This is a genomic window from Streptomyces sp. NPDC051555 (assembly GCF_044454405.1).
Taxonomy (GTDB): domain Bacteria; phylum Actinomycetota; class Actinomycetes; order Streptomycetales; family Streptomycetaceae; genus Streptomyces.
The window spans coordinates 127156-147894 of the sequence record NZ_JBITDP010000021.1 but is presented as its reverse complement, the minus strand read 5'-3'; the positions used below and the strand labels follow the sequence as shown (position 1 = coordinate 147894).

At 73.2% G+C, this 20739-nt stretch carries 16 protein-coding genes; 6 read left to right on the top strand and 10 right to left on the bottom strand.

From position 1 onward, the window contains the following. Positions 1-39 precede the first annotated feature (39 nt). Genes murD through rsmH form a run of 7 tightly spaced genes read right to left on the bottom strand, consistent with a single transcriptional unit; the run spans position 40 to position 9207 of the window. Positions 40-1479 (bottom strand): UDP-N-acetylmuramoyl-L-alanine--D-glutamate ligase, encoded by a 1440-nt coding sequence (gene murD, locus ACIBEA_RS33305; RefSeq protein ID WP_399266920.1) that lies wholly within the window; start codon positions 1477-1479, stop codon positions 40-42. Further along, positions 1461-2531, bottom strand: coding sequence for a phospho-N-acetylmuramoyl-pentapeptide-transferase (mraY, locus tag ACIBEA_RS33300; RefSeq protein ID WP_354383903.1), 1071 nt, complete (start codon positions 2529-2531; stop codon positions 1461-1463). Before mraY ends, murD begins: the two co-directional genes overlap by 19 nt. Next, positions 2528-3952, bottom strand: a complete 1425-nt coding sequence (gene murF / locus ACIBEA_RS33295; protein WP_399266919.1) for a UDP-N-acetylmuramoyl-tripeptide--D-alanyl-D-alanine ligase — start codon at positions 3950-3952, stop codon at positions 2528-2530. Before murF ends, mraY begins: the two co-directional genes overlap by 4 nt. Beyond that, complete coding sequence (locus ACIBEA_RS33290; protein ID WP_399266918.1) at positions 3949-5727, bottom strand: UDP-N-acetylmuramoyl-L-alanyl-D-glutamate--2,6-diaminopimelate ligase; 1779 nt, start codon at positions 5725-5727, stop codon at positions 3949-3951. Before ACIBEA_RS33290 ends, murF begins: the two co-directional genes overlap by 4 nt. Before the next feature lie 37 nt (positions 5728-5764). Further along, positions 5765-7729 carry a peptidoglycan D,D-transpeptidase FtsI family protein gene (locus ACIBEA_RS33285; RefSeq protein WP_399266917.1) on the bottom strand — a complete coding sequence of 655 codons (1965 nt, stop codon included), beginning with the start codon at positions 7727-7729 and terminating at the stop codon, positions 5765-5767. A 4-nt stretch (positions 7730-7733) separates the two neighbouring features. Beyond that, positions 7734-8240, bottom strand: coding sequence for a septum formation initiator family protein (locus ACIBEA_RS33280; RefSeq protein WP_399266916.1), 507 nt, complete (start codon positions 8238-8240; stop codon positions 7734-7736). A 37-nt stretch (positions 8241-8277) separates the two neighbouring features. Beyond that, positions 8278-9207: a 16S rRNA (cytosine(1402)-N(4))-methyltransferase RsmH gene (gene rsmH, locus ACIBEA_RS33275; protein ID WP_399266934.1), complete on the bottom strand. Its 930-nt coding sequence runs from the start codon at positions 9205-9207 to the stop codon at positions 8278-8280. 386 nt (positions 9208-9593) lie between these two features. On the opposite strand from rsmH, the gene ACIBEA_RS33270 reads away from it, so the two are divergent. From ACIBEA_RS33270 to ACIBEA_RS33255, 4 genes are all read left to right on the top strand, one after another. Next, a complete protein-coding gene (locus ACIBEA_RS33270; protein WP_399266915.1) occupies positions 9594-10145 on the top strand; it encodes a beta-class carbonic anhydrase in 552 nt (183 codons plus the stop codon). A gap of 98 nt (positions 10146-10243) precedes the next feature. Further along, the gene (locus tag ACIBEA_RS33265) at positions 10244-11254 is read left to right on the top strand and encodes an AAA family ATPase (RefSeq protein WP_399266914.1); all 1011 of its coding nucleotides are present in this window, start codon (positions 10244-10246) and stop codon (positions 11252-11254) included. Further along, positions 11254-12603 carry a DUF58 domain-containing protein gene (locus ACIBEA_RS33260; protein WP_399266913.1) on the top strand — a complete coding sequence of 450 codons (1350 nt, stop codon included), beginning with the start codon at positions 11254-11256 and terminating at the stop codon, positions 12601-12603. Before ACIBEA_RS33265 ends, ACIBEA_RS33260 begins: the two co-directional genes overlap by 1 nt. Next, positions 12600-14996: a transglutaminaseTgpA domain-containing protein gene (locus ACIBEA_RS33255; protein WP_399266912.1), complete on the top strand. Its 2397-nt coding sequence runs from the start codon at positions 12600-12602 to the stop codon at positions 14994-14996. The genes ACIBEA_RS33260 and ACIBEA_RS33255 overlap by 4 nt, the downstream gene beginning before the upstream one ends. Positions 14997-15561: 565 nt before the next feature. Here the strand turns inward: ACIBEA_RS33255 and ACIBEA_RS33250 are convergent. Genes ACIBEA_RS33250 through ACIBEA_RS33240 form a run of 3 tightly spaced genes read right to left on the bottom strand, consistent with a single transcriptional unit; the run spans position 15562 to position 19122 of the window. Further along, positions 15562-16188 (bottom strand): TetR/AcrR family transcriptional regulator, encoded by a 627-nt coding sequence (locus tag ACIBEA_RS33250; RefSeq protein ID WP_399266911.1) that lies wholly within the window; start codon positions 16186-16188, stop codon positions 15562-15564. Positions 16189-16217: 29 nt separating this feature from the next. Then, positions 16218-18302 (bottom strand): YhgE/Pip family protein, encoded by a 2085-nt coding sequence (locus ACIBEA_RS33245; RefSeq protein ID WP_399266910.1) that lies wholly within the window; start codon positions 18300-18302, stop codon positions 16218-16220. Further along, positions 18289-19122 (bottom strand): ATP-binding cassette domain-containing protein, encoded by an 834-nt coding sequence (locus tag ACIBEA_RS33240; RefSeq protein WP_399266909.1) that lies wholly within the window; start codon positions 19120-19122, stop codon positions 18289-18291. The genes ACIBEA_RS33245 and ACIBEA_RS33240 overlap by 14 nt, the downstream gene beginning before the upstream one ends. Before the next feature lie 183 nt (positions 19123-19305). On the opposite strand from ACIBEA_RS33240, the gene ACIBEA_RS33235 reads away from it, so the two are divergent. Both ACIBEA_RS33235 and ACIBEA_RS33230 read left to right on the top strand, forming a co-directional pair. Further along, positions 19306-19779, top strand: a complete 474-nt coding sequence (locus ACIBEA_RS33235; RefSeq protein WP_385781004.1) for an SAV_6107 family HEPN domain-containing protein — start codon at positions 19306-19308, stop codon at positions 19777-19779. A gap of 89 nt (positions 19780-19868) precedes the next feature. Next, on the top strand, positions 19869-20627 hold the full coding sequence (locus tag ACIBEA_RS33230) for a methyltransferase (protein WP_399266908.1): 759 nt from the start codon (positions 19869-19871) through the stop codon (positions 20625-20627). Positions 20628-20739 lie beyond the last annotated feature (112 nt).

Below are 20739 nucleotides of genomic sequence, written 5' to 3'. Positions count from 1 at the left end.
GTACGAGCAGCCGACCGGAGGGGTCCGACCCCTGCGTCGCTAGGCGCCCGCCGCGGCGAGTTCGCGGACGGCGTCGGCGAACGCGTCCCCGCGCTTGTTGTAGTTCGCGAACATGTCCATCGAGGCGCAGGCGGGTGCCAGCAGGACCGTGTCGCCCGGCTCGGCCAGCCGCGCCGCTTCCCGGACCGCCGCGAGCATCGCCCCAGTGTCGGTCCGTTCCAGCTCGACGACCGGGACCTCGGGGGCGTGTCGCGCCAGCGCGTCGCGGATCAGGGCCCGGTCGGCGCCGATCAGGACGGCGCCGCGCAGCCGCTTCACGGAGCGGATCACGAGCTCGTCGAAGGTGGCACCCTTGGCGAGGCCGCCCGCGATCCACACGACCGGCTCGTAGGCCGCCAGGGAGGCCTCGGCGGCGTGCGTGTTGGTCGCCTTGGAGTCGTCGATGTAGGTGACCCCGTCGACGACGTCGACGTGCGCGATCCGGTGCGCGTCGGGGCGGAAGTCGCGCAGGCCGTCGCGGACGGCCCGTGGGGGCACGCCGAAGGCGCGGGCCAGGGCGGCGGCGGCAAGGGCGTTGGCGATGTTGTGCGGGGCCGGCGGGTCCACGTCGGAGACCTCGGCCAGCTCCTGCGCGTTCTTCTGCCGGTTCTCGACGAAGGCGCGGTCGATCAGGATGCCGTCGACGACGCCGAGCATGGAGGGGCCGGGGGCGCCGAGGGTGAAGCCGATGGCGCGGCAGCCCTCTTCGACGTCGGCTTCGACGACGAGGTCCTCGGTGGCCTTGTCGGCGACGTTGTAGACGCAGGCGACGGTGTTGCCCTCGTAGATGCGGCCCTTGTCGGCGGCGTACGCCTCCATGGTGCCGTGCCAGTCGAGGTGGTCGGGGGCCAGGTTCAGCACGGCCGCCGAGTGGGCCCGTACGGAGGGCGCCCAGTGCAGCTGGTAGCTGGAGAGCTCGACGGCGAGCACGTCGAGGTCGCGGTACTCCGGGTCCGCGCCGGTGACCACGTCGATGATCGGGGTGCCGATGTTGCCGACGGCGGCGGTCCGCAGACCGGCGGCGCGCAGGATCGACGCGAGCATCTGGGTGGTGGTGGTCTTGCCGTTCGTGCCGGTGATCGCGAGCCAGGGCGGGGCGTTCTCGCCGCGCAGCTGCCAGGCGATCTCGACGTCGCCGACGACCTCGACCCCGGCCGCCGCGGCGGCCGCGAAGAGCGGGCTGCCGGGCTGCCAGCCGGGCGAGGTGACGACGAGCTCGGTGCCCTCGGGGAGGGTCTCCGCATCGGCCAGGCGCACGGAGATGCCCGCCGCCTCCAACTCCGCCGCACGGGCCCGGTGGCCCTCGCTGTCGCCGCCGTCCACCACGGTGACGGACGCGCCGAGGCCGGCCAGGGCGCGGGCGGCGCTGATGCCGCTCACGCCGAGGCCGGCGACGGTGATGTTCTTGCCGTTCCAGGCGGTCACTTGTCCGCTGCCCATCCCGCGTAGAAGAGTCCGAGTCCGACGATCACGCACACGCCCTGGATGATCCAGAAGCGGACCACGACAAGGACTTCGGACCACCCCTTGAGTTCGAAGTGGTGTTGGAGCGGCGCCATCCGGAAGACCCGCTTGCCGGTCATCTTGAAGGAGCCGACCTGGATGACCACGGACATGGTGATCAGGACGAAGAGGCCGCCGAGCAGGGCGATCAGGAACTCCGTGCGGGAGCAGATCGCGAGGCCGGCGAGCGCGCCGCCCAGCGCCAGCGAACCGGTGTCGCCCATGAAGATCTTGGCGGGCGAGGTGTTCCACCACAGGAAGCCGAAGCAGGCGCCCATGAGGGCCGAGGCGACGACCGCGAGGTCGAGCGGGTCACGGACCTCGAAGCAGGCGGACGGGTTCGGCAGGGTCTGCGCGTTGGCGCAGGACTCCTGGTACTGCCAGACGCCGATGAAGGTGTAGGCGCCGAAGACCATCACGGCCGCGCCGGTGGCCAGTCCGTCGAGGCCGTCGGTGAGGTTCACACCGTTGGACATCGCCAGGATCATGAACAGCGCCCAGACCACGAACAGCACCGGCCCGATGGACCAGCCGAAGTCGGTCACGAAGGAGAGCCGCTTGGAGGCGGGGGTGAGCCCGCGTCCGTCCGCGAACTGGAGGGCGAGCACCGCGAAGGCGATGCCGACGATCAGCTGGCCGGCCATCTTGGCCTTGGCCCGCAGACCCAGCGAACGCTGCTTGACGATCTTGATGTAGTCGTCCAGGAAGCCGACGACGCCCATTCCCGCCATCAGGAAGAGCACCAGCAGACCGGAGAAGGTCGGCTGGCTGGACGTGATCACCTTCGTCAGGGCGTACGCGACCAGCGTGGCCAGGATGAAGGAGATGCCGCCCATGGTGGGCGTGCCCTTCTTCCCGGCGTGGCCGCGCGGCCCGTCGTCGCGGATGAACTGGCCGTAACCCTTGCGGGCCAGCCCCTTGATCAGCAGCGGAGTGCCGACGAGAGTCAGGAAGAGTCCGATGACTCCCGCGAACAGGATCTGCCTCATCGGCCGGTGACCTCGCCCTCGCGCTCAAGGAGCGCCAGCGCGACCCGCTCCAGTCCGATGGACCTGGACGCCTTCACCAGCACGACGTCTCCCGGGCGCAGTTCACTGCGCAACAGGTCGACCGCCGCCTGCGCGTCGGACACGAGCACCGACTCCTCACCCCACGAACCCTCGTTATATGCGCCCAGTTGCAGCCAGGAGGCTTCCCTGCCCCCGACTGCGACGAGCTTGCTCACGTTGAGCCGGACGGCGAGCCGTCCGACCGCGTCGTGCTCGGCGAGCGACTCGTCGCCCAGCTCGGCCATGGGACCGAGCACCGCCCACGTGCGGCCCCCGTTCGCCCGCGCGCCACCGCCCATCGCGGCAAGTGCGCGCAGGGCGGCCCGCATGGACTCCGGGTTCGCGTTGTAGGCGTCGTTGACGACTGTCACGCCGTCCGCCCGCTCGGTGACCTCCATCCGCCACCGGGACAGCGTGCCCGCCCCGGAGAGCGCGGTGGCGATCTCGGCGACGGACATGCCCAGCACATGGGCGACGGCGGCCGCGGCGAGCGCGTTCGACACGTGGTGCTCACCGTACAGCCGCAAGGTCACTTCGCCGCACCCGGTGGGTGTGTGGAGTGTGAAGGAGGGCTGTCCCGCCGGCGTCATCCGCACCTCGGTGGCGCGTACGTCGGCGTCCTCGGCCTCGCCGAAGAGGACCGTACGGGCCTTCGTACGGGCCGTCATGGCGCGCACGAGGGGGTCGTCGGCATTGAGGACGGCGACGCCGCCCGCGGCCTCGTCCGGCAGGGACTCGACCAGCTCGCCCTTGGCCTGCGCGATCTGCTCGCGGCCGCCGAACTCGCCGATGTGGGCGGTGCCGACGTTGAGCACCAGGCCGATCCGCGGCGGGGTGAGGCCGGTGAGGTAGGCGATGTGGCCGATGCCGCGCGCGCCCATCTCCAGGACCAGGTGCCGGGTGTCGGCGGTGGCCTTGAGGGCGGTGAGCGGCAGGCCGATCTCGTTGTTGAGGGAGCCCGGGGTCCACACGGTGGGCGCGTGGTGCTGGAGCACCTGGGCGATGAGGTCCTTGGTGGAGGTCTTGCCGGCGGAGCCGGTCAGGGCCACTACGTCGGTGCCCAGGCGCTCGACGACGGCCCGGGCGAGGGCGCCGAGCGCCTTCTCGACATCGGGCACGACGATCGCGGGTACGCCGACGGGCCGGGCCGCGAGGACGGCCGCCGCGCCCGCGGCGACCGCGCGCTCGGCGTAGTCGTGGCCGTCGACGTGCTCGCCGTCGAAGGCCGCGAACAGGCTGCCCGCCTCGACCTGGCGGGAGTCGATGACCACCGGCCCGGTGATGCGTACGGACGGATCCGGTATGTCGTGCGCAAGCCCGCCGGTGATGCCGGCGATCTCGGCGAGGGAGAGGTCGATCACTGGTTCACCTCGGCCTGTCGGGCGGGCGGGGTCTGGTCCGGCGCGGTGGCGCCGTGCGGTGCGCTGCGGTGCGCCTCGATGGCGGCGCGGAGCACCGCGCGGTCGTCGAAGGGCCGTACGACGCCCCCGGTGTCCTGGCCCTGTTCGTGGCCCTTGCCCGCGACGAGGACGGTGTCGCCGGGTTCGGCGCGCGCGACGGCGGCGGTGATGGCCGCCGCCCGGTCGGCGTCGACGAGGACGGTGGCGCGCTCGGCGGCCGGCACGGAGACCGCCCCGTCGAACATCGCGGCGAGGATCGCGAGCGGGTCCTCGGAGCGCGGGTTGTCGGAGGTCAGCAGCGCGGTGTCGGCGTAGCGGGCCGCCGCGGCGCCCATCGGGGCGCGCTTGGTGGTGTCGCGGTCGCCGCCACAGCCGAGGACGATGTGCAGCTTGCCCTCGGTGACCTCGCGCAGCGCCCGGAGCACCGATTCGACGGCGTCGGTCTTGTGCGCGTAGTCGACGACGGCGAGGTACGGCTGGCCCGCGTCCACGCGCTCCAGGCGACCCGGGACGCCGGGGACGGCGGCGACGCCGTCGGCGGCGGTCTGCGGGTCGATCCCGGCGGCGGCCAGCGTGACGATCGCGGCGACCGTGTTGGCCACGTTGAACGGGCCGGGCAGCGGGGCGGTGGCCGAGATCCGCTCCCCGTCCGGACCGACCAGGGTCAGGGTGGAGCCGACGGGGCCCGAGACCACGTCCTCGGCGCGCCAGTCGGCGGCCGGGTCGCCCGTGGCCGAGAAGGTCAGCAGCGGGATCGGCGCCTCCTTCGCGAGGCGGCGGCCGTACTCGTCGTCGAGGTTCACCACGCCCAGGCGGGAGCGGCGCTCGGTGAAGAGGCTCGCCTTGGCCTGGAAGTAGTCCTCCATGTCGGAGTGGAACTCCATGTGCTCGGGGCTCAGGTTGTTGAAGACGGCGACGTCGAAGACGCTGCCGTCCACCCGGCCGAGCACCAGGGCGTGGCTGGAGACCTCCATGGCCACGGCCTGGACGCCGCGTTCGCGCATGACCGCGAAGAGCGCCTGCAGGTCGGGGGCCTCGGGGGTGGTGCGCTCCGACTTGATGGCCGTGTCGCCGATCCGCATCTCGACGGTGCCGATGAGTCCGGTCGTCCGTCCGGCCCGCCGCAGCCCGCCCTCGATGAGGTAGGCGGTGGTGGTCTTGCCGGAGGTGCCGGTGATGCCGATCTGGAGCAGGTCCTCGCCGGGGCGTCCGTAGATCGCGGCGGCCAGCTCGCCCATCCGGTCGCGCGGGTTCTCGACCAGGAGGACCGGCAGTCCGGTGGCGGCGGCGCGGTCGGCGCCCGCCGGGTCCGTCAGGACCGCGGTGGCGCCGAGGGAGGCGGCCTGTGGCGCGAAGTCGGCGCCGTGCAGGCGCGCTCCGGGCAGGGCCGCGTAGACATCGCCGGGGCGCACCGCACGCGAATCGTGCGTGATGCCGGTGATGCCCGTGGGGCGGCCGTGCTGGCCGTGACGTCCGGGGCTTCCGGGCGCCTCGGCGGGCACGGGCGTCTCGATGCCGAGCAGCGCGGCCAGATCGCCGAGCGGGGTCGGTCGGACGGCCAGCGGCCGGGGCGCGCCGGGCAGCGCTGCCGGGGCGTCTTTCTGGGTGGTTCTGGGCTGATCAGCGTGGGGCACGGCGGTGAGCGTACCGGGCGCAGTGGGCCCGTTGCGAAGCGAGGGCCCGGTCGTGGGGTTCGCGACGGGCCGGTTCCCGGGTTTCGGGGTGATCGTTGTCACTGATGGTGCCTCACGGTCTGGTGGCGCGGTGGTCTGCTCACTGGCCCGGTTCGAAGGTGACCGGCAGCCCGGCGGGGGCGGTGCCGCTGGGGGCGACTTGGAGGGTCTTGAGGGCGAACTCCATGACCTTCTTGTAGATGGGCCCGCAGATCTGTCCGCCGAAGTAGCTGCCCTTGGTGGGGTTCTGGATGGCGCAGTACACGGTGATGCGCGGATCGTCCGCGGGGGCGAAACCTGCGAACGACGCGGTGTAGCCCTTGTAGCGGCCCGTGGCCGGATCCACCCGGTTGGACGTTCCGGTCTTGCCGCCGACCCGGTAGCCCGGGATGCGGGCCTTGGTGCCGGTGCCCTCCTGGTCGTCGACGACCGATTCGAGCATTTCGGAGAGGGTCTTGGCGGTTTCGGCGCTCACCACGCGTTCCTTGGCGGGCGCGGCGGCCTGGGTGAACCGGCCGTCGGGGCCCTTGGTGCCGCGGACCAGGGTGGGCGTGATCCGGACACCGCCGTTGGCGATCGTCGAGTACACGGAGGCCGCCTGCATGGCGTTGAGCGAGAGGCCCTGGCCGAAGGGGATCGTGTACTGCTGGGAGGTGGACCAGGCCCCGGGCTTGGCCAGGATGCCGCGGGACTCGCCCGGGTAGCCGAGGCCGGTGGGCGATCCGATGCCGAACTTGTCCAGGTAGGAGTACAGCACCTTGTTGGCCTCGGCCTGGTTGGCGCCGAGCTGGCCGGTGGCCAGGATGGTGCCGATGTTGCTGGACTTGGCGAGGACCCCGTTGAGGGTCAGGTTCCAGGTCGGGTGGTCGATGTCGTCCTTGAAGAGCCGGTCGCCGCGGTGCAGCCGGTTGGGGACCGTGACGTGCGTGGTGGGCGTGGCCTTCTTCTCCTCCAGGACGGCCGCCATCGAGATCACCTTGGCGGTGGATCCGGGCTCGTAGACGTCCTGGAGGGCCGCGTTGCCCATGGCGGCGGAACGGGCCTTGCCGAGGTCGTTGGGGTCGAAGCCGGGGGCGTTGGCCATGGCCAGCACCTCGCCGGTGCGGGTGTCCTGGACGATGACGTACCCGCGGTCGGCCTCGGACTTCTGGACCTGCTCGGCGATGGCGCTCTGGGCCGCCCACTGGATGTCGCGGTCGATGGTCAGCTCGACGTCCTCGCCGGGCACGGCGGGCTTCTCGCTGGATCCGGCGGTGGGGACGCGGCGCCCGCCGGACTGGGCGTAGGTCAGTTCGCCGTCCTTGCCGGAGAGCTTCTTGTCGAGGGAGGACTCCAGCCCGCCCGCGCCCTTGCCCTCGGCGTTGACGTAACCCAGTATCCCGGCGGCCAGGTCCCCGTTGGGGTACACCCGCTTGCTGCTGGGCTCCTGGAAGACGCCCGCGAGGACGTTCGCACCGGGGCCGTTGTTCTTCTTGTCGGCCGCGGCCTTCTCGGCGAAGACCCGCTTGAGGTCCTTGATCTGGTTCCAGACCTGGGGGGTCTGGCGGCGGGCGAGGACGACGTAGCGGGAGTTCTTCGTCGCGAGCCGGTCGGTCAGCTCCTTGACGTCCTTGCCGAGGATCGGGGCGAGGAGGGCGGCCGCCTGCGCGGGCGCGTCCGGGGCCTTGCTCTCCTGCGGGGTGAACATCGAGGGGTCGGCGGTGATGTCGTGCGCGTCGACGCTGGTGGCCAGGGCCACGCCCTTGCGGTCGGTGATGTTCCCGCGCTCGGCGGCCAGGGTGTAGCTGGCGAAGCGGTTCTTGGACGCCTCGGCGGAGAAGGAGGAGGCGTCGACCGCCTGGACCTGGAGCAGCCGGATCACGAAGGCCACCATGACCAGCGTCAGCCCGACGCCGACCAGCCGCAGCCGGGGCTTGGGGGCGCCGAGCCGGATCGTGTGCGGCGCGCGGGGCGCGGCCGGGCGTCGGGTGGCGGGCCGCGACGCCGGCCGACCGGCGGGGCGCGCGGTCGTACGGGGCCGGGGCGGCCCGGGGACCCGGCGCCGCGGAGGTTCCTTGGGGCTCACTCGTTCACCTGCCGGGGTTCGGGGTGGGCTTGCCCGTGGAGGGCGGGGGCGGGACGGCGCCCGGCGCCGCGGCGGGCGGGGCGCCCGAGGGGCCGGCGGCCGGCGCTGCGGACTGCTGGGTGGACGGCGGGGCGGACGGCGCGCCGGACGGGGGCGCGGACTGCGGCGCGCCCGAGGCGGCCGCGGGCGGCGGGGAGGGCGGTGGCGGGACCTCGGCGGCGGTCGGCGTGCCGCTGACCTTGCCGTCGGGGCCGAGGAAGACCGGGCTGCCGCCGGGTACCAGCCCCAGCTCGCGGGCCCGGCGCTCCAGCGCGTCGGGCGCCGACTGGGCGTCCACGTCCCGCTGGAGGGCCTGCTGCTCGTCGGTGAGCGAGGTGGTCTCCTTCTTCAGCTTGCTCAGCTGGAAGGAGCCCTGGTTGAGCGCCGAGTTGAGCAGCAGCAGGCTGATCAGCCCGCCCGCGAGCAGTACGACGACCAGCAGCACGAAGGGCGTCCGCCCGGCCTTGCTCACCCGATCTCCTCCCGGTGCGCCCGCCGCCCGCCCGCGGTCACAGGTGTTCCGCCCGGATCCGCTCGACGCCGCGGCAGCGGGCCGGGGCCGCGCGGCGGTTCTCCGCGATCTCCTCCTCCGTCGGCAGTTCCGCGCCGCGGGTGAGCAGCTTCAGCTTCGGCTGGTACTTCTCCGGCACCACGGGCAGTCCGGGCGGCGCGGTGTTCGCGGCGCCGGCCGCGAAGACCTGCTTGACCAGCCGGTCCTCCAGCGAGTGGTAGGAGAGCACCGCGATGCGACCGCCGACGGCGATGCGCTCCACGGCCGCCGGGATCGCCCGCTCCAGGCCCGACAGCTCGCCGTTGACCTCGATGCGCAGGGCCTGGAAGGTCCGCTTGGCGGGGTTGCCGCCGGTCCGCTTGGCGGCCTGGGGCAGCGCGTCGCGGATCAGCTCGACCAGCCGCGCGCTGTTGCTGAAGGGTTCCTTGTCGCGCTCGCGCACCACCGCGGAGACGATCCGCTTGGCCTGCTTCTCCTCGCCGTACTGGCGCAGGATCCGCACCAGCTCGCCCGGCGGGTAGGTGTTGAGGACCTCGGCGGCGCTCATGCCCGTCGTCTGGTCCATCCGCATGTCCAGCGGCGCGTCCTGCGCGTAGGCGAAGCCGCGGTCGGCCTCGTCCAGCTGCATGGAGGAGACGCCGAGGTCGAAGAGGATGCCCTGGACGGTGGGCGTGCCGAGGCCGTCGAGCACCTCGGCCAGGTCGGCGTAGATCGCGTGCACCAGGGTCGCGCGGTCGCCGAACGGCGCGAGCCGCTCGCCGGAGAGCCGCAGCGCTTCCTTGTCGCGGTCGAGCGCGATCAGGCGCGCTTCGGGGAACCGGGTCAGCAGGGCCTCGCTGTGGCCGCCGAGGCCGAGGGTGCAGTCGACGACGACGGCCCCGGGCCTCTCCAGCGCCGGGGCCAACAGGTCCAGGCACCGCTGGAGCATCACCGGGACGTGTCGGGACTCGCTAGTCAAAGCGCCCTCTCAGATAACGGCGCGGCAGGCGTACGCACCACCGGGCCGGCCGGTGAGCCGGAGGAGGCCGGGCCGTGCGTACGCGCCGCGCACGCGGAGTGTCATTCGGGGGCCGGGGGGCCGGTGAGGGCCGGGCCCCGGCCGGTTCGCGCCACTTTAGTCCAACGGTCGCCGCGGTCAACGAACCGCCCCGCGCGCCGTGCGCCGCTCTCCTGATGAACCGGCAAATGGTGCGAATCACCCGGACGGCCGCGCCCGCCCCACCCTTGTGGGTTAGCTCACAACAAGGTCCATTGACGTTCTTTGTCCATCCTCTCTCCCTGCCTACACCAGCGGTGACCATTACCGTCGTAGACATGACGACCTCCGCACACCTGCCTGCCGAGTCCGCGCCCCAGACCCCGGAGGGCGAGACCGTCACCGACCGCCTGGTGCACGCGAACGCCCGCTACGCCGCGCAGTTCACCGATCCCGGCATGGACGCCCGTCCGGTCCAGAAGGTGGCCATCGTGGCCTGCATGGACGCCCGCCTCGACCTGCACGCCGCCCTGGGCCTGCATCTCGGCGACTGCCACACCATCCGCAACGCGGGCGGCGTGGTCACCGACGACACCATCCGCTCGCTCACCATCAGCCAGCGGGCGCTCGGCACCCGCAGCGTGATACTCATCCACCACACCGGCTGCGGCCTGGAGAGCCTGACCGAGGACTTCCGGCACGAGCTGGAGGACGAGGTCGGCCAGCGCCCCGCCTGGGCCGTCGAGGCCTTCCGGGACGTGGACCAGGACGTCCGCCAGTCCATGCAGCGCGTGCGGACCAACCCGTTCCTGCCGCACCGCGACGACGTGCGCGGCTTCGTCTTCGACGTGCACACCGGGCTGCTGCGCGAGATCAGTCCCCTCTCTTGAGTGACACCGGGCCGTAACGCCGTCAACAATGTGTCTTTCGGGGTGGGCCGGACATGCGCAATGGGCTTCGGCCCGGTGAAAGGGCACAGGAGAACCAGGTGACCACGTATGACGACCGAGCGAACCTCGCTGATCTGACCACGACGGCGGAGCGGATCCGCCGCTCGGTCGAGAGCGTGATCGAGGGCAAGCCCGAGGTCGTCCGCCTCGCGCTGACGGTCCTGCTCGCCGAAGGGCACCTCCTCATCGAGGACGTGCCCGGCGTCGGCAAGACCATGCTGGCCAAGACGCTGGCCAAGTCGATCGACTGCTCGGTGCAGCGGATCCAGTTCACTCCGGACCTGCTGCCCTCCGACATCACCGGCGTGAGCATCTACGACCAGCAGCGCCACGAGTTCGAGTTCAAGCCCGGCGCGATCTTCGCCCAGATCGTGATCGGCGACGAGATCAACCGGGCCTCGCCCAAGACCCAGTCGGCACTGCTGGAATCCATGGAGGAGCGCCAGGTCACCAGCGACGGGCAGACCTACCGGCTGCCCGCGCCGTTCATGGTCGTCGCCACCCAGAACCCGGTGGAGATGGAGGGCACCTACCCCCTCCCCGAGGCCCAGCGCGACCGCTTCATGGCCCGCGTCTCCGTCGGCTACCCCAGCCCCGAGGCCGAGCTGGAGATGCTCGACGTGCACGGCGGGCTCTCCCCGCTCGACGACCTCACCGCCGTCGCCCACGCCCACGACATCCTCAAGCTGATCGAGGCCGTCCGCGAGGTGTACGTCGCCGCGCCCGTCCGGCGCTACATCGTGGACCTCGTCTCCGCGACCCGCAGCCACCCCGAGCTGCGCCTGGGCGCCTCGCCCCGGGCCACCCTGCACCTGCTCCGCGCGGTCAAGGCCTCCGCCGCCCTGACCGGCCGCGACTACGTGCTGCCCGACGACGTCCAGGCCCTGGCCGCCCCGGTGCTCGCGCACCGCCTGCTGCCCACCGCGCAGGCCCAGCTCAGCCGCCGCACCTCGGAACAGGTGATCGCCGAGATCATCCAGCGCACCCCGGTCCCGGCCGCCGGCGCACGCGGCGAGCAGCCGCCCGGCGCGGGCGTCCGGGGCTTCTGATGGGCGCCGGTACCCCTGGCGGTGCCGGCGGCGAGGGCGCCGGAGTGCTCGCGGCGTTCTCCGGCCTCACCACGCGCGGCCGGTCCTTCCTGGCCGCGGGCGTCGCCGCCGCCATATGCGCCTACGTCCTGGGCCAGTCCGAGCTGCTGCGCGTCGGGCTGCTCCTCGCCGTCCTGCCGCTGATCTGCGTCCTCGCCCTGCACCGCACCCGCTACCGGGTCTCCGGCAGCCGCCGGCTGACCCCGGTGCGGGTACCCGCGGGCGCCGAGGCCCGGGTGCAGCTCCGGATGGACAACGTCTCCCGCCTGCCCACCGGCCTGCTGATGCTCCAGGACCGGGTGCCGTACGTGCTCGGGCCCCGGCCCCGCTTCGTGCTGGACCGGGTCGAGCCGGGCGGCCGCCGCGAGGTGTCCTACCGGGTCCGCTCCGACCTGCGCGGGCGCTATCCGCTCGGCCCGCTCCAGCTGCGCCTCGCCGACCCCTTCGGGCTGGTCGAGCTGACCCGCTCGTTCAGCACCTTCGACACCCTCACCGTGATCCCGCGCACCGAGCCGCTGCCGCCCGTGCGCCTGGCCGGGGAGTCCTCCGGCTACGGCGACGGCAGCCTGCGCGCGCTCGCGCTCGCCGGGGACGACGACGTGATCCCGCGCGGCTACCGGCACGGCGACGACCTGCGCCGCGTCCACTGGCGCTCCACCGCCCGCTACGGCGAGCTGATGGTGCGCCGCGAAGAGCAGCCGCAGCGCAGCCGGGCCACCGTGCTCCTGGACACCCGGCGCCTGGCCTACGAGGGCGCGGGCCCCGACTCGGCCTTCGAATGGGCCGTCTCCGGCGCCGCCTCCACCCTGGTCCACCTGCTGGAGCGGGGCTTCTCCGTCCGACTCCTGACCGACACCGGGAACGCGGTGCCCAGCGAGGGCGCCGGCGGCTTCTCCTCCGGCGGCCACGAGTCCGCCACGGCGGCCGGGCTGATGATGGACACCCTGGCGATCGTCGGGCACTCCGACGGCGCCGGGCTCTCGCGCGCCCACGACGCGGTGCGCGGCGGCCAGGACGGCCTGCTCGTCGCCTTCCTGGGCGAGCTGGACGACGTACAGACCGCGATGGCGGCGAAGATGCGCGGCCGCTCCGGCGGCGCGATCGCCTTCGTGGTGGACACCGACGCCTGGGCCGACCCCGCGGCGGCCGCCGCCGGGCCGCCCTCCCCCCTGGCCGAACGACTGCGACAACTGCGCGACGCGGGCTGGACCGCGGTCGCCGTACCCCCCGGGACGGCCTTCGCCGACCTGTGGCGGCAGGCGGCCACCGGCCAGGGCCACGACGCGAACACTTCCGGAGGCAGGCCATGAGCGGCCGGGCGAGACTGACCCTGTTCGCGCTGTTGGCGACCCTGCTCACCTCGGGCGCCCTGCTGCCGCTGGTGCATCCGGCGACCTGGATCTTCCAGGCCGCGGCGCTGGCCGCCGTGCAGAGCGGGGTGGGCGCGGCGGCCCGGCGGGTGCCCCTGGCGCGCCCGCTGACGGTGGCCGCGCAGCTGCTGGTGTCACTGCTGCTGCTCATGCTGCTCTTCGCCGGACGGGGGGCCTCCACCGGCTCGGGCCCGCTGGCGTACCTGGTGACGGACTTCGGCGGGCTGTACGGGCAGGGGGTGCGGGACGTCGGCGAGTTCGCGATGCCCGCACCGCTGACCGACGGCATCCGACTGCTGCTGATCACCGGCGTGCTGGTGATCGGGCTGTTCGTGGACATGCTGGCGGTGACCGTACGGGCCGCCGCGGCGGCCGGGCTGCCGCTGCTCGCGCTGTACTCGGTGGCCGCCGGGCTGAGCGGTGGCGGCGGCGCGTCCTGGCTGTGGTTCGTGCTGGCCGGCTGCGGCTACCTGCTGATGCTGCTGGCCGAGAGCCGGGACCGGCTGGCCCAGTGGGGCCGGGTCTTCGGCGGCGCCGCCCCGGGCGGGCGCCCGTCACAGACCGGCCTGGGCGCCGGGAACCGCCCGCTCGCCCCCGTACGGACCGGGCGACGGATCGGCGCGGTCGCCCTCGGGCTCGCGCTCGCGGTCCCGGCGGCCCTGCCCGCGCTCAGCAGCGGACTGCTGGACGCGCGGGGCGGCGGGGGCGGCGGGGGCGTGGGCACCGGGGTCGGGCAGGCGGTCAACCCGCTGGTGGCCCTCCAGGACAGCCTCAACACGCAGGACAACCGCGAGGTGCTGAAGTACCGCACGGACGGCAAGCAGCTCTCCGACCAGTACCTGCGGATCCTCTCCCTCGACCAGTTCGACGGCGTCAAGTGGGAGTCCTCCGCGCGCCCGCTGAGCGACCTCCCGTCGCAGCTGCCGAACCCGCCGGGGCTGGCCCGGGACCTCCTGGCCGGCTCCGCCGAGATCCGCACCAGCATCTCGGCGTCGGGCACCTACGCCCAGCGCTACCTGCCGATGCCCTACCCGGCGACCGCCGTGGACGTCCGCGGCCGCTGGCGCTTCGAACCGGTCGGACGGACCCTGGTCGGCGAGCAGCTGGGCAAGGACAAGTACCAGAACGCCCAGGGCGCGCAGTACACCGTGCGCAGCGTCGAGCTGCGGCCGACGGCCGAGCAGCTCGCGGCAGCCCCGCCCGCCGCGCCCGAGGTCCTCGGCGAGAACACGCGGCTGCCGGACAACCTGCCGTCGGTGGTCTCCGAGACGGCCCGCAAGGTCACCCAGGGCGCGCGCGGCGACTACGCGAAGGCCGTGAAGCTCCAGGACTACTTCGCCGTCAACGGCGGGTTCACCTACGACACCAAGGTCGCCTCGGGCAGCGGTTCGCAGGCCATCTCGAAGTTCCTCGTGGACAAGCGCGGCTTCTGCATCCACTTCTCCTTCTCGATGGCGACGATGGCCCGCTCCCTCGGGATCCCGGCCCGGGTCGCCGTCGGCTTCGCGCCCGGCACCAAGCAGGGCGACGGCAGCGTGGTCGTGACGATGCGGGACGCGCACGCCTGGCCCGAGCTGTACTTCGAGGGCGTGGGCTGGACCCGCTTCGAGCCGACCCCGCAGCGGGGCACGGCGCCCGCGTACACCCGGCCGGAGACCCCCGTCTCGCAGCCGTCCGCCTCGGCGGCGCTGCCCTCGGCGTCCGCCTCCGCCCCGACGCCCGCTCCCTCGCAGTCCGAGGACTGCACGCCGAAGCAGAAGCAGCTCGGCGACTGCGGGAACGCGGCGGCGAGCGCGGGCGCGGGCGGCGGCGGTGGCGGCGTCCCGGTCGGTGCGGTACTCGCCTGGTCGGCCCTGGCCGTCCTGCTGCTGGCCGTTCCCCTGGTGCCGCTGCTGTGGCGGGGCCGGGTACGGGGGCGGCGGCTGCGCTCCGGGGATCCGCTGGAAGCGTGGCGGGAGCTCGGGGACGCGGCGTGGGACGTCGGCATCGCCCCCGACGAGGCGCTCTCCCCACGGGCCGCGGCGGCCCGGATCGTGGCGGGCGGACGGCTGGAGGCGGATGCCGCCGAGGCCGTGCGGCGGGTCGCGGGTGCGGTGGAGCGGGAGCTGTACGCGCGCCCGGACGCGGTGGCCCCCGCGGGGGCCGGGCCGGCCTCGGACGTCCTGGCGGTCCGCCGGGCCCTGCTGGCCGCGCTCTCCCGGCCCGCCCGGCTACGGGCCCTGCTGGCCCCCCGCTCGGCGGCCCGCGTGGTCTGGGCGACCTCGGCCCGCTGGTCCACCCTGACCCAGCGCGCCACCACCCTGACCCAACGCCTACGCCCCCGCCGCACCTGACCGCCGGAGCCCCCTCCGCCGGGGTGCCCTCAATCGCCGGGCAGGCTGAATTCCCACCCCGCCCCGGCGGACGCCTCCGGCGGGGCGCCCTCAAACGCCGGGCGGGCTGAATTCCCACCCCGCCCCGGCGGACGCCTCCGGCGAGGTGCCCTCAAACGCCGGGCGGGCTGAATTCAGCCCGTCCGGCGTTTGAGGACCCGCCGGAGGCACAGCCACGCGGGCGCCGGCCCGCAGGCCAAGGAGGCCGACCCGGCCAAGACCAGCCCGTCCGGCGATTGAGGACCCCCGCCGGAGGCACACGCACGGGCCCACGCCCCCGGCAGGCAAACGCGGAACGCACCGGCGTCCCGTTCCGACTGCTGAGCCCCCCGCCCCGCACCCGGCGACGGGCATCCCGACCCGCTCCGCGGCCCCGTGTCCGCGGTGCGGGCCGAGGCCCGTCCGTCGCCACCATTCTGCGGTCACCGCAGGTGGGGGCCCATCCGTGCGCGTACTCATTTCCACGCCTAGGTACGGATACTCAGTTCTATGCGACCACCCGGCACGGCGGACACCGCCGACCGGGTCACCGGCTCCCGCTGACCCGCCCCCGCAGCAGCAGCGACAGCGCCGAGTGCACGTCGTCGATCGACCGTTCGCTCTGGAAGGACTGCCAGTCCAGCGCGGCCACCAGCACCATCCCGACGAGCGCCGCCGCCGTCAGCGGCACGTCGATCTCGGCGCTCAGCTCCCCCCGCTCGACCCCTTCCCGCAGCACGGTCTCGACCACGGCCACCGCCTCCCGGCGGACCACCATGAGGGTGGACTGCCAGGCGCGGTTGGTCCGCCAGAGTTCGGCGACGTACAGCTGGGTGAAGGCCGGGTAGCGGTCGATGAAGACGAGGCCGGCCCGGATCATCTGGTCGAGCGCCTCGACCCGGGTGCCGCCGCGCGCCTCGGTCTCCTCGGCGGCGGTCCGCAGGGAGACGGTCAGCAGCCCCACCCCGTGCTTGAGGAGCTCCTCGAAGAGGTCGGTCTTGCTCGCGAAGTTGTAGTAGACGGTGCCCTTCGCGACCCCGGCCCGCTCGGCGATCTCGTCGACCGTGGTCGCGGAGAAGCCCTGTTCGGCGATGAGGGTGACGGCCGCTTCGTAGAGCTTCTGCCGTGTGGCCTGGCGTCGACCGGTGCCAGTACCGGTGCTGCTGCTGTCCATGGCGCTGATTCTCACAGGTCTCCGGCTCCCTAAAGGCTCAGGTCGGGGTGGAGCCGGTCCATCGTCCACACCTGCTTGCCGCGGGCGGCGAGCGCGGTGAGGGCGAGGGCTCCGGCGGTGAAGGCGGCCAGGACCGCGAATCCCGTCCACACCGGAGCGAGGTCACCGCCGGTGATCAGGCGCCGCAGGCCCTCGACGACGTAGGACATCGGCAGGTAGGGGTGGATCGCGCCGAAGAAGCCGGGGCTGGTCTGGACGGGGTAGGTGCCGCCCGCCGAGGTCAGCTGGAGCATCAGTACGACGAGGACGAGGATCCGCCCGGCCGCCCCGAACTTGGCGTTCAGCCACTGCACGATCGCCGCGAAGCAGGCGGTCACCACGGCGAGGAAGCCGAGGGTGAGGGCCGGTCGGGCCATCTCCAGGCCGAGGCCCCAGTGCAGTACGGACATCAGCGCGCCCACCTGCAGGACACCGATCCCGGCCACCGGCAGCCAGCCCGCGAAGGCGATCCGCCAGGGCGAGGCGCCCGCGGCCAGGGCCCGCTTGTTGAGCGGGGCGATCAGCATGTACGCGACCATCGCGCCGACCCAGAGGGAGAGCGGGATGAAGTACGGGGCGAAGCCGGTGCCGTAGTTGGGCGCCTTGTGCAGGGACTGGTTGGCGAGCTTGACCGGGTCGGCCATGACCTCGGTGCGGGCGTCGCGCTGCGGCTGGTCGTAGTCGGGGATCTTGCTCACCCCGTCGCTGAGGCCGGTGGCGAGGTCGCCCGTGCCGTCGACGAGCTTGAACATGCCGCCGTCGAGGCTGTGCGCGCCCTCACCGAGCTTGCCGACGCCGCTCTCCAGGCCGGAGGAGCCGGTGGCGGCGGTGCCGAGGCCCGTGTGCAGCTGGGCCGTGCCGGTGGCGACCTTGTGGGCCCCGGTGTTGAGGGCGTCGACCTTGGCGACGGCCGCGTCGAGGTCGGAGGAGAGCGCCGGGGCCTTCGCGGCCAGGTCGCGGGCCTGCTTCTCCAGGGTGGTCAACTGGCCCTTGAGCTTGCCGAGGTCGCCGTTCGCGTCCTTGACCAGGGTGTTGACGTCGGAGCTCAGCTCGGCCGCCTCGGCCGCGTCGTCCTTGAGCTTCTTGAGCTGCGGGCAGGAGGCCGGCTGCGGGCCGGTCGCCTTGGTGCACACGTCGGTGTAGACCGAGGCCGCGCCGGTGGAGACCCGCTGGCTGATGCGGGCGGCGTCCGGCGCCTTCTTGGCGAAGGCGTCCAGGTGGTTGTTGACCGTGTGCGCGGTGTCGGCGACCAGTTCGGCGGTGTCCGACAGCTGCTTGGGGTCCTTGATCAGCGGGCGCGCCTTGTCGGCGGCGCCGTGCACCTTGTCGGCGAGGGCCTGGGTGCCGGAGGCGATGTCCTTCGTGCCGGTCTCCAGCTGTCCGGCGGCGGTGTCGAGCTTCTTGATCCCGCCCACCAGCTCGCCGGTCTTCTCCTTGGCGGTGTCGAGACCGTTGGCGAGGTCCTCGGCGCCCTGCTTGGCCTTGCCCGCGCCGTCCTTGAGCTTGGCGGCGCCGTCGGCGGCCTCGGCCGTCTTGTCGTGCAGGTCGGAGAAGGAGACGAAGATCTTGTCGAGGAACCCGCGGGAGGCGTTGGTGGACGCGGCGGAGCGGACCTCGGCGAAGACGGTGCGCGAGATCGAACCGACGATGTAGTTGTTCGCGTCGTTGGTGCGGACCTGGAGGGCGCTGGTGGTGGGGTCCTCGCCGGAGCTGGAGGCGATCTTCTTGCTGAAGTCGGCGGGCATGGTGAGGGAGAGGTAGTACTTCCCCTTCTCCAGGCCCTTGGCCGCCTCGTCGGAGTCGACCTCGTGCCACTGGAAGGTCTTGCTCTCGCGCAGCTTCTTGGTGATCTCGGCGCCCGCGTCGATGTGCTTACCGGCGGCGTCGGCGCCCTTGTCGGCGTTGACGAGCGCGACCGGGATCTTGTCGAGGCGGCTGTACGGGTCCCAGAACGAGCAGAGGTACAGGGCGCCGTAGAGCAGCGGGAGCAGGAGCAGGGCCACGAGCGCGGCGGCGGGCAGCTTCCCCCGACCGAACCGCTTCAGCTCAAGCGCGGCGAGCCTAGGCGAGCGCATCGTCCGTCCCCTTCGTGTCGTCGTCGTTCTTCGCGTCGTCGTCGTTCTTCGCCGCGGCGCTCTCCACTGCGTCGTTCTCCGCCGCGGGGCTCTCCACCGCGGCGTTCTTCCTCGCGGCGGCGCTCTTGGTGCCCGTGCGCAGGACCACCGCGTCGGCGGGCGCCTCGCTGCACACCGCGATGACCGTGGTGCCGGAGTCGGCGATGTGCCGCAGCAGCGTCCAGGCCTCGGCGCGCTCGGCGTCGGAGAGCTTGAGGTCGGTGTCGTCGACGGCCAGCAGTCGGGGACCGCCGAGCAGGGCGACGGCCACCGAGAGGCGCAGCGCCTCCAGCCGCTCCAGGTCGCGGACCGAAGTGCGCGGACCCTTGGGCAGGGTGTCCAGGCGGAGTCCGACGGCGGCCAGCGCGGCGTCGATCCGGGCCCGGGTGCCCGAGGCGCGCTCGGCGCGGGAGCGCAGCAGGGCGCGGACCGGGCCGTCGTAGCGGCGCTGGAGCAGCGCGCCCTCGCGCAGCTGCTCGGCCACGGTGAGCGCGGGGTCGAGGTCGGTGACGCCGGGCACCGGGCCGAGGGCGGTGATGCGGCGGACCGCGGCCATCTTCTTCGGCAGCCGGTGGCGGGCGATCTCGGCGGATCCCTCGGTGGGCTTCATCCGGCCGGTCAGCGCGAGGAGCAGGCAGGTCCGGCCGCTGCCGGAGGGCCCCTCGACGGCGATCAGCGAGCCGGCCGGGGCGTTCAGCGACACGCCTCGGAAGACCCAACCGCGCGGCCCCTTGAGTCCGAAGTCCTCGGCCTTGACGGCCGCTCCGTGCGGGCTGTCCACACCCTCCCCCTTTTTTTGAACTGACTGGTCAGTTCAAAAACTAGCAGCATCCGCCCATCCCCCGCACGCCCGGGGGGTGTTATGCCGCGCTTGCCAGGAAAGCTGCTGGTCAGGGCGATTGTCAGTGGGTGCCCTCACGATGGGGAGCAGAAGCACGCACCACGCAACGACAGGAGGTTCGTCATGGCCACACCGTCCCCGTCCCCTGTCCACCCCGTCCTGCGCACATCGACCGCCCCTCCGGCCGCCGCCGAGCTGCTCGACAAGGCCCGGCGCGGACTCGCGGAGGCGGCCCTGCTGCCCGCCGCCAACGAGCGGTACGCCACCGCCCACCTGGCCGCCCTGCGCGCCGCCGCGGCCGTGCTGGCCGCGCGCGGGCGGCCCGAGCCCGTGCACCCGCGCCGTCGACCCCGGATACGCAGCGCCTGGGAGGTGCTCCCCCAGGTCGCTCCGGAACTGACCGAGTGGAGCGCCCTCTTCGCCTCGGGCGCCGCCCGCCGGGCCCGGGCCGAGGCGGGCATAGCGGATGCCGCGAGCAACCGCGACGCGGACGACCTGGTGCGTGCCACCGCGATGTTCCTGCGCCTGGTGGACCGGATGCTGGGACTGCAACCGCTGCTCCCGACACCCCGGCCGGACCGCCCCGAGCTGGGATGACCCGGCCGACCGACGAGGGCAACGCGCGGCGAAGGCAATAGGGTGGGTCACTGACCGCTCACCCTTTCCGCGCCGAGGAGCCATCAGCCGTGTCGGACACTTCCCGCCCCCGCGCCTCCCTTCGCACCGCCGTGGTGTGGGAGGTCCTCAAGGACGCCCTGGAGCGCCGGGTCAAGGCGACCGGACGGGACGTGCTGGACGTACTGGACACCGGCGGCGGCACCGGCAAGTTCGCCGTCCCGGTGGCCCGGCTCGGCCACCGCGTGACCGTGGTCGACCCCAGCCCCAACGCCCTGTTCGGGCTGGAGCGCCGGGTCGGCGAGGCCGGGGTCGCCGACCTGGTGCGCGGGGTCCAGGGCGACGCCCAGGGCCTGCTCGACGTGGTCGACCGCGACGCCTACGACGTGGTGCTGTGCCACGGCGTGCTGGAGTACGTCGACGACCCGGCCGAGGGCGTGGCCAACGCGGTCGCCGCGCTGCGCCCCGGCGGCGTCCTCAGCCTGCTCGGCGCCGGCGTGGGCGGGGCCGTCCTGGCCCGCGCACTGGCGGGGCACTTCACCGAGGCCCGCACGGCCCTGACCGACCCGGCGGGCCGCTGGGGCTCCGGTGACCCGGTGCCGCGCCGCTTCACCGCCGAACAGCTCAGCGAGCTGGTCGGTGGAGCCGGCCTCGAAGTCGGCTCCGTGCACGGGGTGCGGATCTTCGCCGACCTCGTCCCCGGAGTCCTGGTGGACACCGAGCCGGGAGCGGTCGAGGCACTGCTGCGCCTGGAGGAAGCGGCGGCCGAGCTGCCCGCCTTCCACGCGGTCGCCACGCAGCTGCACGTCCTGGGCGAGAAGCGGGCCTGATCTGCGGCGCTGTCGGATACGGAGTAGCGCCCGGAACACCCCGTTCAGCCGGTCGGCCCCGTATGATCGGGGGACACCGGCGGGCATGGTGGACGGACCGTTGGGGAATAAG